At 58.6% G+C, this 12,095-nt stretch carries 14 protein-coding genes; 11 read left to right on the top strand and 3 right to left on the bottom strand.

Annotation, left to right across the window (positions count from 1 at the left end; genetic code table 11):
• Positions 1-172 precede the first annotated feature (172 nt).
• Positions 173-637 carry an iron-responsive transcriptional regulator RirA gene (gene rirA, locus ACP7E6_RS07095; RefSeq protein ID WP_426229023.1) on the top strand — a complete coding sequence of 155 codons (465 nt, stop codon included), beginning with the start codon at positions 173-175 and terminating at the stop codon, positions 635-637.
• Between the two features lie 49 nt (positions 638-686).
• On the opposite strand, the gene ACP7E6_RS07090 is transcribed toward rirA, so the two are convergent.
• The gene (locus tag ACP7E6_RS07090; protein ID WP_426229022.1) at positions 687-1,073 is read right to left on the bottom strand and encodes a response regulator; all 387 of its coding nucleotides are present in this window, start codon (positions 1,071-1,073) and stop codon (positions 687-689) included.
• A 69-nt stretch (positions 1,074-1,142) separates the two neighbouring features.
• A complete protein-coding gene (locus ACP7E6_RS07085) occupies positions 1,143-1,853 on the bottom strand; it encodes a helix-turn-helix transcriptional regulator (protein WP_426229021.1) in 711 nt (236 codons plus the stop codon).
• A gap of 497 nt (positions 1,854-2,350) precedes the next feature.
• Here ACP7E6_RS07085 and ACP7E6_RS07080 point away from each other — a divergent pair, with 497 nt between their 5' ends.
• From ACP7E6_RS07080 to ACP7E6_RS07055, 6 genes are all read left to right on the top strand, one after another.
• Positions 2,351-3,946, top strand: a complete 1,596-nt coding sequence (locus ACP7E6_RS07080) for an ABC transporter substrate-binding protein (protein WP_426229020.1) — start codon at positions 2,351-2,353, stop codon at positions 3,944-3,946.
• A gap of 105 nt (positions 3,947-4,051) precedes the next feature.
• The gene (locus ACP7E6_RS07075; RefSeq protein WP_426229019.1) at positions 4,052-5,056 is read left to right on the top strand and encodes an ABC transporter permease subunit; all 1,005 of its coding nucleotides are present in this window, start codon (positions 4,052-4,054) and stop codon (positions 5,054-5,056) included.
• Between the two features lie 9 nt (positions 5,057-5,065).
• The gene (locus tag ACP7E6_RS07070; RefSeq protein WP_426229018.1) at positions 5,066-5,959 is read left to right on the top strand and encodes an ABC transporter permease subunit; all 894 of its coding nucleotides are present in this window, start codon (positions 5,066-5,068) and stop codon (positions 5,957-5,959) included.
• On the top strand, positions 5,959-6,813 hold the full coding sequence (locus ACP7E6_RS07065) for an ABC transporter ATP-binding protein (RefSeq protein ID WP_082546598.1): 855 nt from the start codon (positions 5,959-5,961) through the stop codon (positions 6,811-6,813). The genes ACP7E6_RS07070 and ACP7E6_RS07065 overlap by 1 nt, the downstream gene beginning before the upstream one ends.
• Positions 6,810-7,637, top strand: coding sequence for a dipeptide ABC transporter ATP-binding protein (locus tag ACP7E6_RS07060; RefSeq protein WP_426229017.1), 828 nt, complete (start codon positions 6,810-6,812; stop codon positions 7,635-7,637). The genes ACP7E6_RS07065 and ACP7E6_RS07060 overlap by 4 nt, the downstream gene beginning before the upstream one ends.
• 117 nt (positions 7,638-7,754) lie before the next feature.
• Positions 7,755-8,099 carry a RidA family protein gene (locus ACP7E6_RS07055; protein ID WP_426229016.1) on the top strand — a complete coding sequence of 115 codons (345 nt, stop codon included), beginning with the start codon at positions 7,755-7,757 and terminating at the stop codon, positions 8,097-8,099.
• Between the two features lie 65 nt (positions 8,100-8,164).
• On the opposite strand, the gene ACP7E6_RS07050 is transcribed toward ACP7E6_RS07055, so the two are convergent.
• Complete coding sequence (locus ACP7E6_RS07050) at positions 8,165-8,551, bottom strand: hypothetical protein (RefSeq protein ID WP_426229015.1); 387 nt, start codon at positions 8,549-8,551, stop codon at positions 8,165-8,167.
• A 185-nt stretch (positions 8,552-8,736) separates the two neighbouring features.
• Between ACP7E6_RS07050 and ACP7E6_RS07045 the strand changes: the two genes are divergently transcribed.
• From ACP7E6_RS07045 to ACP7E6_RS07030, 4 genes are all read left to right on the top strand, one after another.
• On the top strand, positions 8,737-8,907 hold the full coding sequence (locus ACP7E6_RS07045; protein ID WP_426229014.1) for a hypothetical protein: 171 nt from the start codon (positions 8,737-8,739) through the stop codon (positions 8,905-8,907).
• A 171-nt stretch (positions 8,908-9,078) separates the two neighbouring features.
• Positions 9,079-10,578: a sensor histidine kinase gene (locus ACP7E6_RS07040; RefSeq protein ID WP_426229013.1), complete on the top strand. Its 1,500-nt coding sequence runs from the start codon at positions 9,079-9,081 to the stop codon at positions 10,576-10,578.
• Positions 10,571-11,017 (top strand): response regulator, encoded by a 447-nt coding sequence (locus tag ACP7E6_RS07035; protein ID WP_426229012.1) that lies wholly within the window; start codon positions 10,571-10,573, stop codon positions 11,015-11,017. Before ACP7E6_RS07040 ends, ACP7E6_RS07035 begins: the two co-directional genes overlap by 8 nt.
• Entirely contained in the window at positions 11,017-12,075 is a 1,059-nt protein-coding gene (locus tag ACP7E6_RS07030) for a sensor histidine kinase (RefSeq protein ID WP_426229011.1), read from the top strand. The genes ACP7E6_RS07035 and ACP7E6_RS07030 overlap by 1 nt, the downstream gene beginning before the upstream one ends.
• The last annotated feature ends 20 nt before the right edge of the window (positions 12,076-12,095 follow it).

Below are 12,095 nucleotides of genomic sequence, written 5' to 3'. Positions count from 1 at the left end.
TGTTTTTCTGCTTTTTGGAATTGTTCCAAACTAGCATCCGTCCTATATGATGAGCAGCGATGTGAGATGCCGGTCGAATCGACTGTGTGACCACGAATTTTTGAGTGCCTCTATGGGCTCACAGGTTCATCCGAACCCAGGGGCGCCGAACGATCGAAGCCTGGAGTGAATGATGCGTCTGACGAAGCAAACAAACTACGCAGTCCGCATGCTGATGTATTGCGCTGCCAATGACGGCCATCTCAGCCGCGTTCCGGAAATTGCCAAGGCCTATGGCGTGTCCGAGCTTTTCCTTTTCAAGATCCTGCAGCCGCTCAACAAGGCCGGTCTCGTCGAGACGGTGCGTGGCCGCAATGGCGGCGTGCGCTTGCCGAAGCCGGCAGCCGATATCAGCCTGTTCGATATCGTCAAGGTGACCGAAGATAGCTTTGCCATGGCGGAATGTTTCGAAGCCGGCGAAATCGATTGTCCGCTGGTTGACAGCTGCGGCCTCAATGCTGCCCTGCGCAAGGCGCTGAACGCATTCTTCGAAGTCCTGCAGCAATATTCGATCGATGATCTGGTGAAAGCCCGGCCACAGATCAACTTCCTGCTCGGCATCGACCTGATCACCCACCCGAAGACGGCTGCGGCCTGATATCATTTTCTATCGACGAAAAGCCCGGTTGAGCCGGGCTTTTTGCCGTTTATGCTCTCGTCACATATTCGCGCAGGATGAATTCGATTGCAGTCGGGTCGAGCTCGCCCTTGTCGATGCGGAAATCGGCGCCGTACTCTTCGAATTTCTGGAAATAGGGGTCGGCAAGCGACGAGGAAATAACCCCGATCGGCCCGATATAGCCCTGCTGGCGCAGCGCCGGCACGGTCTCGCGAAAATCGCATTGCTGCAGCCGGTTGTCCATCAGAACCATCGAAACCGGCGTGCCGGCTTGGATGAAGTCCAGTGCCGCGTCGATCGTCTGGCAATAGTGCAGGTGGATCTCCACGCTAGAGACCTTTTTTATCAAGCCGCGCATGATCAGGTTTTCAGCCGGATCGTCGTCGACAAGCAGGATATGGATCGGCTGGGTCATCTGGCGATTTCGCTTGGTGAATGGCTATAATAAGACTGGTGAAAATGCATTTTCAGACGCCCGCGGGCGTTATTGTATGATCTGTTCCCGGATCGCTTTCGCCACCATCTGGGTTCGGTTGACGACATCGAGCTTCTTGAGGATCGTTGCCGTGTGCGAATTGACCGTGTGTTCCGAGACCGAGACGATTAGCGCGATCTCGCTGGCCGTCTTGCCGTGGGAAATCCACCGCAGGATTTCCGTTTCCCGCGGCGTCAGCCCAAGGCCCGCCTTGTTGGATAAAACCAACCGGTAGAAATAGTCGAAGGCGCAAACGGCGTCGTAGCACAGCGCGAAATGCGCCTGCCGGTCCATGTCCGCTCCATCGCCGAGAAACAGCACCACATACCGCGCCCCGTTGATGCCGGCGACCGGAACGCACATCAGCATGTCGAAGCCGAGCTGTCCGAGAAGATTGCCGCCATGGCCGGGATGGGGATCGTCGGCCTTCCAGATCGATGGAATGGACGATGCGTGAAGGCTTTTGAAAACGGAGGAATCACCAAACCGGTGGCGCTTGTCATAGGCGTCGGCAAGTCCGGAGGGGAGGTCGTGCAACGCCAGCCGGTTGGTCAGCGTGCAGGCATCGCCCTCGTTTCCAAGCAGCAGGATACCAAAATGGTCGAACCCATAACGGAGTGCCATCGTGTGGAAAATTCGAAAGAAATCGACCCGATTGAGAGCCTTCTCCAAATCGCTGTCATGATAATATTGCCGGTGGTTCTTTAAATCGGTCGTCACGTCGCGGCCGTCCCCCACGTATTCCGCGATTGCTATTTTAACGTGCGATTCACGATAAGCAACTGCGTGGGGACGGAAAAGCTGAGTTGTCGGCAGTTTTGATGACAGCGGCTGGTGGCCGGCATGCCCGTGGCGAGAGGGAGGACTGAATATGGTCGCTTTCATCCAATCCCCGCCTGGCAGATGAAAGCTGAACAGTCCTCCCCGCCCCGCAATGACCTTATGCCATGACACCGCTCCGCATGCTATCAGTGCAAGTTGCGATTGACTTTAACGGTAAAACGAAATCGATTCGGCCGGGCGATGCTGGTGCCGAAAAGAAAGTCGTGTATAGCCTTCGGTCTTGTCGCATATGGAAGGATTTTCCAATTGGACAAATTTTTCGGGTCGCTTATTGCATTGCCCGATCAAATGTCGTTCCATCCGGGCTTGACCGGAAACAACGGCTTCTGCGTCAGAAAAATACGAGAACAAGAACAAAGCTGGGAAGCAAACTCATGAAAAAGCTCTCTACTCTCCTTGCGGCAACCGCAATCGCCACTTTGATGGCCGGTTCCGCATGGTCGAAGACCTTCGTCTACTGCTCGGAAGCATCGCCGGAAGGCTTCGACCCCGGTCTCTACACTGGCGGCCAGACCTTCGACGCTGCCGCGCACACGGTCTACAACCGGCTGGTGGAATTCAAGCGCGGCACGACGGAAATCGAGCCTGCGCTGGCCGAAAGCTGGGAAATTTCCGCTGATGGCAAGGAATACACCTTCAAGTTGCGTCCGGGCGTAAAGTTCCAGACGACCGAATATTTCACGCCGACGCGCGAACTGAACGCCGATGACGTGATCTTCTCCTTCGAGCGCCAGTACAAGGCCGACAATGCTTGGAACAAGTATGTTCCGGGTGCATCCTGGGAATATTTCTCCGGCATGGGCCTGCCGGACCTTCTCGAGAAGGTTGAAAAGGTCGACGACCTGACGGTCAAGATTGTCCTGAAGCGCCCGGAGGCGCCGTTGCTGGCCAACCTCGGCATGCCCTTCATCTCGATCCTGTCGAAGGAATATGCCGACAAGCTGCAGGCTGATGGCAAGATGGAACTGATGAACCAGCAGCCGCTCGGCACCGGTCCGTTCACGTTCGTCGCCTACCAGCCGGATGCCGCCATCCGCTACAAGGCAAACCCTGACTATTGGGGTGGCAAGCAGAAGATCGACGACCTCGTGTTCGCGATCACCACGGATGCCGCAGTGCGCGCGCAGAAGCTGAAGGCCGGCGAATGCCACCTGATGTCCTATCCGAACGCAGCTGACGTTGCCGAACTCAAGGCCGATCCGAACCTGAGCATCTCCGAACAGGCCGGCCTCAACGTTTCCTACCTCGCCTACAACACGCTCGTTGCTCCGTTCGACAAGGTCGAGGTCCGCAAGGCTCTCAACATGGCGGTCAACAAGCAGGCGATCGTCGATGCCGTGTTCCAGGGTGCCGCAACGGTTGCCAAGAACCCGATCCCGCCGACGATGTGGTCGTATAACGACAAGGTCGAGGACGACAAGTACGATCCGGAAGTCGCCAAGAAGATGCTTGAAGACGCTGGCGTCAAGGATCTCAAGATGAAGATCTGGGCAATGCCGGTCGCGCGTCCGTACATGCTGAACGCCCGCCGTGCAGCCGAACTGATGCAGTCCGACCTTGCCAAGATCGGCGTTACCGCCGAAATCGTCTCCTACGAATGGGCCGAGTACCTGAAGCTCTCGTCTGCCAAGGACCGCGACGGTGCGGCCATCCTCGGCTGGACCGGTGACAATGGTGATCCGGACAACTTCCTTGACACCCTGCTCGGCTGCGATGCCGTGGGCGGCAACAACCGCGCTCAGTGGTGCAACAAGGAGTTCGACGCCCTGGTGACGAAGGCGAAGGAAACCTCCGACGTTGCCGAGCGCACCAAGCTCTATGAAGAGGCACAGATCGTCTTCAAGAAGGAAGCGCCTTGGAACACCCTCGACCACTCGCTCGCCGTCGTTCCGATGAGCAAGAAGGTCTCGGGCTTCGTCCAGTCTCCGCTCGGTGACTTCGTCTTCGAAGGCGTTGACATCGCCGAGTAAGATCGGCTGAAATAAAGAAAGGCACGCCGCAAAGAGCGTGCAATGGCCGGCGGCTCGAAGACATTCGGGCCGTCGGTTTTTCAAAGAAAGAAGGGATTGGCTCCCATGTTGCGCTTTATCTTCGGACGTCTTGCCGTCCTGATACCCACGTTCCTCGGGGTATCGCTGATCGCGTTCTCCTTCATTCGACTTCTGCCGGGCGATCCGGTCATGTTGATGTCGGGTGAGCGCGTCATGGCTCCGGAACGGCACACCGAACTCATGCACCAGCTCGGTCTCGACCGGCCGATGTATGTTCAGTATTTCGACTATCTCGGCGGTCTCGTGACGGGCGATTTCGGTTCGTCAATCGTCACCAAGCGGCCGGTTCTCGATGATTTTATGAACCTCTTTCCGGCAACGCTGGAATTGTCGCTGTGCGCCATCATCGTTGCGGTTCTGCTCGGCATTCCGGCCGGGGTGATCGCTGCGGTGAAACGGGGGACATGGCTCGACCAGTCGCTGATGGGGGTCGCCCTCATCGGCTATTCGATGCCGATCTTCTGGTGGGGCTTACTGCTCATCATCTTCTTCTCAGGCTATCTCGGCTGGACGCCGGTCTCGGGGCGCATCTCGATGATGTACTTCTTCCCGCAGGTCACTGGCTTCATGCTGATCGACAGTCTGATCTCCGGGCAGGCGGGCGCCTTCAGATCGGCGGTCAGCTATCTGATCCTGCCGACCGTCGTGCTGGCGACCATTCCGCTCGCGGTCATCGCCCGCCAGACGCGCTCGGCCATGCTGGAAGTGCTGGGCGAGGATTATGTCCGTACCGCCCGCTCCAAGGGCCTGTCGCCGTTCAGGGTCATCGGCGTGCACGCATTGCGCAACGCGCTGATACCGGTCATCACCACCATCGGCCTGCAGGTCGGCGTGCTCTTGGCTGGGGCGATCCTGACGGAAACCATCTTCTCCTGGCCGGGTATCGGCAAATGGATGGTCGATTCGGTGTTCAAGCGTGACTATCAGGTCGTGCAGGGCGGGCTGATGCTGATCGCCGCCATGATCATGATCATCAACCTCATCGTTGATGTGCTTTATGGCTTCATCAATCCGCGTATCCGGCATTAGGAGGGTCTGATGGCTGTCGCTGAAATTAAAATTGCCAAGCCGCAGACCGGCTTTGCCGAGTTCTGGTTCTATTTCTCGCGCAACAAGGGCGCGGTGATGGGGCTTGCGATCTTCCTGATCATCCTGTTCGTCGCCATCTTTGCGGCTTTCGTCGCGCCGCATAGTCCAAGTATCCAGAACCGGGATGTGCTTCTTTTGCCGCCCGGCTGGACGCAGGGCGGACAGTGGACCTATCTTCTGGGGACCGATGCCGTCGGCCGCGATATCCTGTCGCGTCTGATCTACGGTGCCCGTTTCTCGCTGTTCATCGGCCTCGTGGTCGTGACGCTTTCGGTCATCTCCGGCGTTCTCGTCGGCCTGATCGCCGGCTATTTCCGCGGCCGCACCGATACGATCATCATGCGCGTCATGGATATCATCCTCGCCTTTCCGTCGCTGCTTCTGGCCCTCGTGCTGGTGGCGGTGCTCGGTCCGGGCCTGGTCAACGCGATGATCGCGATCTCGCTGGTCAACCTGCCGCATTTCGTGCGGCTGACGCGTGCCGCCGTCATGTCGGAACGCACCAAGGACTATGTCATCGCGTCCAGGGTCGCCGGTGCCGGTACCCTGCGGCTTATGTTCCTGACCATCCTGCCCAACTGCCTCGCACCGCTGATCGTCCAGGCGACGCTCGCCTTCTCGGCAGCGATCCTTGACGCCGCAGCACTTGGCTTCCTCGGCATGGGCGCTCAGCCGCCGACGCCGGAATGGGGCACGATGCTGGCCGAGGCCCGCGAGTTCATCCAGCGCGCCTGGTGGGTCGTGACATTTCCCGGTCTTGCCATTCTCGTCACCGTCATTGCCATCAATCTGATGGGCGACGGCCTGCGCGATGCGCTTGATCCCAAGTTGAAGAGGTCATGATGTCGCTTTTCGAAATTGAAAATCTCGTCGTCGAGTTCCAGACGGCTGCCGGTCCATTCCGCGCCGTCGATGGCGTCTCGATGAAGGTCAATGCCGGCGAAGTGCTGGCCATCGTCGGCGAATCCGGATCCGGCAAGTCGGTCTCGATGCTGGCGGCGATGGGCCTGTTGCCCTGGACGGCCAAGGTCACCGCCGACAAGCTGCAATTCAACGGCATCGATCTGCTCGGCCTGTCGCCGTCGGATCGGCGCAAGATCGTCGGCAAGGACATTGCCATGATCTTCCAGGAACCCGTTGCCAGCCTCAACCCCTGTTTTACCGTCGGGTTCCAGATCGAGGAAGTGCTGCGCATTCACCTCGGCCTCGACAAGGCGGCGCGCCGGGCGCGGGCCATCGAACTGTTCGATCTGGTCGGCATTCCCAACCCTGCAGAACGCCTGGGGCATTTCCCCCACCAGATGTCGGGTGGCCAGTGCCAGCGCGTGATGATCGCGATTGCGCTGTCGTGCAATCCGAAACTCCTGATCGCCGATGAGCCGACCACGGCGCTCGACGTCACGATCCAGAAGCAGATCCTCGATCTGTTGATGCGGCTGCAGGCCGAACATGGCATGGGCCTGATCATCATCACCCACAATATGGGCGTGGTGGCCGAAACCGCCGATCGTGTCATCGTCCAGTACAAGGGCCGCAAGATCGAGGAGGCCGACGTGCTGTCGTTGTTTGAATCCCCCAAGAGCGAATACACGCGCGCGCTCCTGTCGGCACTTCCAGACAATGCCACCGGCGACCGCCTCCCGACGATCGCGGAATTCCTCAGCGACGACCAGATCTTTGCAGGAGCTGTTCGATGACCCATGTTCTCGAAGCCCGAAACCTCACCCGCGATTATCACATCCCGGGCAGCCTGTTTAAAAAGTCCAAGACCGTTCACGCCGTCAAGGGTGTGAGCTTTGCCGTCGATCAGGGCAAGACGCTGGCCATCGTCGGCGAAAGCGGCTGCGGAAAATCGACGTTGGCCCGTATCGTCACCATGATCGATCCGGCAACCTCGGGCGACATGCTGATCGATGGTAATAAGGTCGATATTGCCAAGGAACGGCTGACGCCGGAAATGCGCCAGAAGGTGCAGATCGTCTTCCAGAACCCCTATGGCACGCTGAACCCGCGCAAGAAGATCGGCGAAATCCTCACCGAACCGCTGATCATCAACACCAATATGAAAGCCGACGACCGCCGCGACAAGGCGATGGCCATGCTGAAGAAGGTTGGGCTTGAAGAAAAGCACTACGGCCGCTATCCGCACATGTTTTCCGGCGGCCAGCGCCAGCGTGTGGCGATCGCCCGCGCGCTGATGCTCAATCCACGGCTCCTGGTGCTCGACGAGCCGGTCTCGGCACTCGATCTGTCGGTGCAGGCCCAGGTTCTCAACCTGCTCGCCGATCTGCAGGACGAATTCCAGCTGACCTATGTCTTCATCAGCCACGACCTGTCGGTGGTGCGCTACATCGCCGACGACGTGATGGTGATGTATTACGGTGAAGCCGTGGAGTACGGCAGCCGTGAAGAGGTCTTCAGTGATCCCAAGCACAACTACACCAAGACGCTGTTTGCCGCGACGCCGCGCGCCGATGTCGACAGCATCAAAGCACGGCTCGCCCGCAAAAACGCGGCCTGAACGGCGCTGGGTGCGACAATCGCGTGATGACGGTTCCACTGACCGGAAATCTGCGGTAAAGCGCCTGCGTCACCACAATTCATATGCGGCCCGCCGCATTTTACGAGGAATATGAAGATGGAAATCAAACGCTTCGAAACCGGTCCGCGCATGAGCCAGGCCGTTGTTCACAATGGCACCGTCTATCTCGCTGGCCAGGTCGGTGAAGCCGGTTCCGATGTGACCGAGCAGACCAAGCAGGCTCTCGCATCGGTTGATCGTCTCTTGGCTGAAGCCGGCACCGACAAGTCCCGCATCCTGTCGGCAAACATCTGGCTGGCCGACATGGTCGATTTCCCGAAGATGAACGCTGTCTGGGACGGCTGGGCATCGCAGGGCAACACACCGGCGCGTGCGACCGGCGAAGCCAAGCTTGCAACTCCGGACTATCTCGTCGAAGTCATCGTCATCGCCGCTCTCTAAGAGCTGCTGCTGATCGCGAAAAAGCCGGCGCCTGTGAAGGGCGCCGGCTTTTTCGTTGCTGTCGATCAGTTTCCGATGCGTGCCGTGCCGGTCTCGCCGTTGTCACGCACCCATTTGACCTTACCCTCGCCGGTTTCCGTCAGGTCGAAACACATCGGCGAACCGTCGTACCAAACCTTGAATTGCTGACAGAGCTTGTCGGACTGAATCCACCAGCGGCCTTGGTCGGTCGGCTGAATGAATTTTCCCAGACCCAGCGCCTTGCCGGTGCCATCGACTTGCCCGGAGGGATGATAGTTCAGTGGAAACTCCCCGCCCATCGGAGCGGCAAGATAGATCGTCTTTCCAATGATGAGGCTTCGGATATCAGCCTCCTTCATTTGGGTCGCTTCCGCCGCCGCAGCGAGGCCGGACACCGTGACGCTCAGAATGATGATTGCAATTTTCCGCATGGCAGTCTCCATCGCATTGCACTCCATACGCCGCGCCCGGCAATTGGATCACTCAGCAATTGGATGAGCAGGAGCTACTCCGAATGTGTTCGCCTGGATCACCGCAAGGCTATGGAACTATTCGGCTTGATCTGCGTTAAACTCGGTATTCTAAGGGAATGCTCTCCAACATAAAGGAATGTGCCATGCTGTACTGGTTGCCAAGGCTATGCCTGTTCCTGCTCGCTGCTGCAGTTGTCGGCCTGGGTGTCTTTCCTGCGACATCGGAAGACATTGCCAATACGCTGATCGTCGTGATCCTTGGTCTCGGCCTGTTTTCGCTGACCTTGCATGTCTTCCCTCCGGAGCGCTACTGACGACGTCGCTCCAAGGCGTGACAAAGCTGTTTCATTTTCTATCAAACGTTGTAGGCTCCGCTGGTGAGCCGCTCGCAAAAAAGCTGAACGATGCCGAATTCCGCGATCCTCGCGGTAGATGAGGCGGCGCATTCGAGAGGGCTGCTTGACCGCCATGCTTCAGGTTCGCGAATGGTGATCGCAAGGGCGGCCTATTCCAGAGCCGTGCCGGTGATGCTTTTCGCGGGCGCTGTTTTGCTCCTCGTGATTGTCCTTGCGTCGCTCCGTTTCGCCAATCAAACCCGACTGGACTCGGAAGATGCCCTTGCAGCGTCTGGATTGAACAATCGCGCACTGCTGCTTTTCAGCTTGTTGCAGGATGCCGAAACCAGCCAGCGCGGTTATCTCATCACCAGCGAGGAAAAATATCTGGCGCCTTTCAAGCGTGCCGAGGCGCTCGTCAATCTGCAATTCACCAGCATTACCGGCGACATGATGAAGTCGGGCATTAGCGATGTGACCATCGACCGGTTGAAACGGCTGGTGGACGACAAGCTTGCCGAAATGCGCAAAACCATCGCCACCAAAGCCGCAGGCAAGGACGCGGAAGCCGTCACCATCGTTCGGAGCGATGCAGGCAAGAAGGCGATGGATGAAATTCGCGAAATCATGACGAGGATCAATTCCGTCACGAGCAATATCGCTTTTCAGAAAGGCATGTCTCTCGACAGTGCGGCCCGGTGGTTGTTGATCTCGATCACGGGCGGCGCGGTGCTGCTGGTCGTCCTGGTCGGTGGCGCCGTCTGCCTCGCTGTCGCCCATGCGCGTCAACTGGAGACAGCGCGCAATGCCCTTGCCGAGCACAACGAAATGCTTGAGGTCAGGATCGGTCAGCGCACCCAGTTCCTGGAGCGCGCCAATCGCGAGCTGCAAAGCTATGCCTATATCGTCGGCCATGATTTGCGTGCCCCGCTGGTCAATATCATGGGCTTCACCACCGAACTTGAACGGGCGGCGGCCATCTTTGCCGGCTATATGAAAAAGCCGCCTGCATCCCGCGATGCGCTGACCGAGAAGGTTGCCCTTGAGGCGGTCGATATCGACATTCCCGAAGCGCTGGGTTTCATCCGTTCGTCGATGCGGCGCATGGATGATCTGATCAACGAGATATTGAGACTCGCGCGGGCCGGAAGCCGTCAGTTGAGCCGGGAACCCCTTGACCTTGCGGCGTTGCTGTCGGAGACCGTCGCCAACCTGCAGCACAGGCTCGACGAAAGCGGTGCCAGTGTCATGCTTTCACCAAGCCTGCCGCATGTCATCTCGGATCGGCTTGCTCTGCAGCAGATTTTCGGTAACCTTTTGGACAATGCGGTGAAATACGCCGATCCATCGCGAAAGCCGATTATCCGGGTGTCGGGAGCTGTCACCCATGGCAACGCAGCGATTGAGGTGAGCGATAACGGCAGAGGCATAGCCGAGCGGGATCTGGAGCGTATTTTCGAACTTTTCCGGCGCTCCGGACCCCAGGACCGGCCAGGCGAGGGGATCGGCCTCGCGCACGTCCGCGCACTGGTTCGACGCTTGGGAGGAGACGTCGCAGTGCAGTCGGTTCTGGGGCAGGGAACCACCTTTATCGTCACGTTTGCGGCCGATATCCGATCGACAAAAGCAGGGGAGAGGAGCCATGAATAACGGATTGCAACCGGTCGCCATCATCATGATCGAGGATGATCAGGGGCACGCCCGGCTGATCGAGAAGAACATCCGGCGCGCCGGTGTTACCAATGAGATCGTCCCATTCGCGTCCGGCATGACAGCGCTCGCTTTTCTTCTCGGCCCGGACGGCAGTGGCAAGGTTCATGCCGGCCGGCCGCTTCTCATCCTGCTTGACCTCAACCTTCCGGACATGACCGGGATGGATATTCTTGCGCGGGTGCGCGAAAGCGACCATCTCAAGCGGGTCATGGTCATCGTGCTGACGACCACCGACGATCCCGTTGAAATACACCGCTGCTATGATCTCGGCGCCAATGTCTATGTTGCCAAGCCGATGGAATACGAAAAATTCGTCAACGCCATCCGGCAACTCGGCCTGTTTTTATCCGTCGTCACCGTGCCGGAGGTGTCCTGATGGATCGGGAGATATCGGCCGATCATCGTGGGACGACGATACTCTATATCGATGATGACGAGGCGCTTGGAGTTCTCCTGCGCAAGAACTTGGCGCGGCAGGGTTTTACCGTCGTCAACGCCATCGACGGGAAATCCGGTCTCGCCCGGCTGGAAGAGGGCGGGATCGATGTCGTCGCGCTTGATCATTATCTGCTGGGGGAAACCGGCCTGGATATTCTCCCCGTCATCGTCGAGATGCCCGACCATCCGCCGGTTGTCTATGTTACCGGCTCGGCGGACGCCAGTATCGCGGTCGAGGCTCTGAAACGCGGCGCCGACGACTACGTGACGAAGAGCGTCTCCACTGATTTTGTCGATCTGTTCGTTGCTGCACTCAACCAGGCATTGGAACGGGCACGGCTGCGGCGCGAAGCGCTTGCGGCGCAGGAGGCAATATGTCAGGCGCGTGATCGCGCCGAACTGTTGCTGCGGGAGGTCAATCACCGGGTCGCCAACAGCCTCAGCCTCGTGGCTTCGCTGGTTCGGATGCAAGCCTCCTTGATCGCCGACCCCGTGGCCGTCAGCGCGCTGCAGGAAACCCAGATGCGCATCCATGCCATCGGCAACGTCCATCGCCATCTCTACGCCAACGATCAGGTCGGCACGGTCGATCTCGACGGCTATCTGAAAAGCCTGCTCGACGAATTGCAATCCTCGATGCGCGACGAGGCACGGCCACATGATATCGTGCTGACGGCGGAAATGCTGCAACTGACCACCGACAAGGTCATATCGCTGGGGTTGGTGGTCAGCGAACTGGTGACCAACGCCTTCAAATACGCGTACGCCCAAGGAACGGCCGGTGAAATCCGTGTCCGGGTGTCACGCCGGGATGGCGATACGATAGAGCTTCTTGTGGAGGACGATGGGACGGGATTTGATCCGGATACGCCTGTCAAGGGAACGGGGCTCGGCACGAAGATACTCAATGCCATGGCTGCAACCATGGGCGGTGATCTTGCCTACGATCGCAACATCGCAGCCGGCACCCTTGCCCGCATGACTTTCCCCATCTAGCTTCATCGTCGCGACAGCCT

The sequence above is a fragment of the Pararhizobium sp. DWP3-4 genome (assembly GCF_049898205.1).
In the GTDB taxonomy this organism is placed as follows: domain Bacteria; phylum Pseudomonadota; class Alphaproteobacteria; order Rhizobiales; family Rhizobiaceae; genus Pararhizobium.
This window is presented reverse-complemented; position numbering and strand designations above follow the sequence as displayed.

Bases quoted from the DNA above. Each gene is read 5' to 3' on its own strand.
- rirA (WP_426229023.1), top strand. From the start codon at position 173: ATGCGTCTGACGAAGCAAACAAACTACGCAGTCCGCATGCTGATGTAT.
- ACP7E6_RS07090 (WP_426229022.1), bottom strand. From the start codon at position 1,073: ATGACCCAGCCGATCCATATCCTGCTTGTCGACGACGATCCGGCTGAA.
- ACP7E6_RS07080 (WP_426229020.1), top strand. From the start codon at position 2,351: ATGAAAAAGCTCTCTACTCTCCTTGCGGCAACCGCAATCGCCACTTTG.
- ACP7E6_RS07075 (WP_426229019.1), top strand. From the start codon at position 4,052: ATGTTGCGCTTTATCTTCGGACGTCTTGCCGTCCTGATACCCACGTTC.
- ACP7E6_RS07070 (WP_426229018.1), top strand. From the start codon at position 5,066: ATGGCTGTCGCTGAAATTAAAATTGCCAAGCCGCAGACCGGCTTTGCC.
- ACP7E6_RS07065 (WP_082546598.1), top strand. From the start codon at position 5,959: ATGTCGCTTTTCGAAATTGAAAATCTCGTCGTCGAGTTCCAGACGGCT.
- ACP7E6_RS07060 (WP_426229017.1), top strand. From the start codon at position 6,810: ATGACCCATGTTCTCGAAGCCCGAAACCTCACCCGCGATTATCACATC.
- ACP7E6_RS07055 (WP_426229016.1), top strand. From the start codon at position 7,755: ATGGAAATCAAACGCTTCGAAACCGGTCCGCGCATGAGCCAGGCCGTT.
- ACP7E6_RS07050 (WP_426229015.1), bottom strand. From the start codon at position 8,551: ATGCGGAAAATTGCAATCATCATTCTGAGCGTCACGGTGTCCGGCCTC.
- ACP7E6_RS07045 (WP_426229014.1), top strand. From the start codon at position 8,737: ATGCTGTACTGGTTGCCAAGGCTATGCCTGTTCCTGCTCGCTGCTGCA.
- ACP7E6_RS07040 (WP_426229013.1), top strand. From the start codon at position 9,079: ATGGTGATCGCAAGGGCGGCCTATTCCAGAGCCGTGCCGGTGATGCTT.
- ACP7E6_RS07035 (WP_426229012.1), top strand. From the start codon at position 10,571: ATGAATAACGGATTGCAACCGGTCGCCATCATCATGATCGAGGATGAT.
- ACP7E6_RS07030 (WP_426229011.1), top strand. From the start codon at position 11,017: ATGGATCGGGAGATATCGGCCGATCATCGTGGGACGACGATACTCTAT.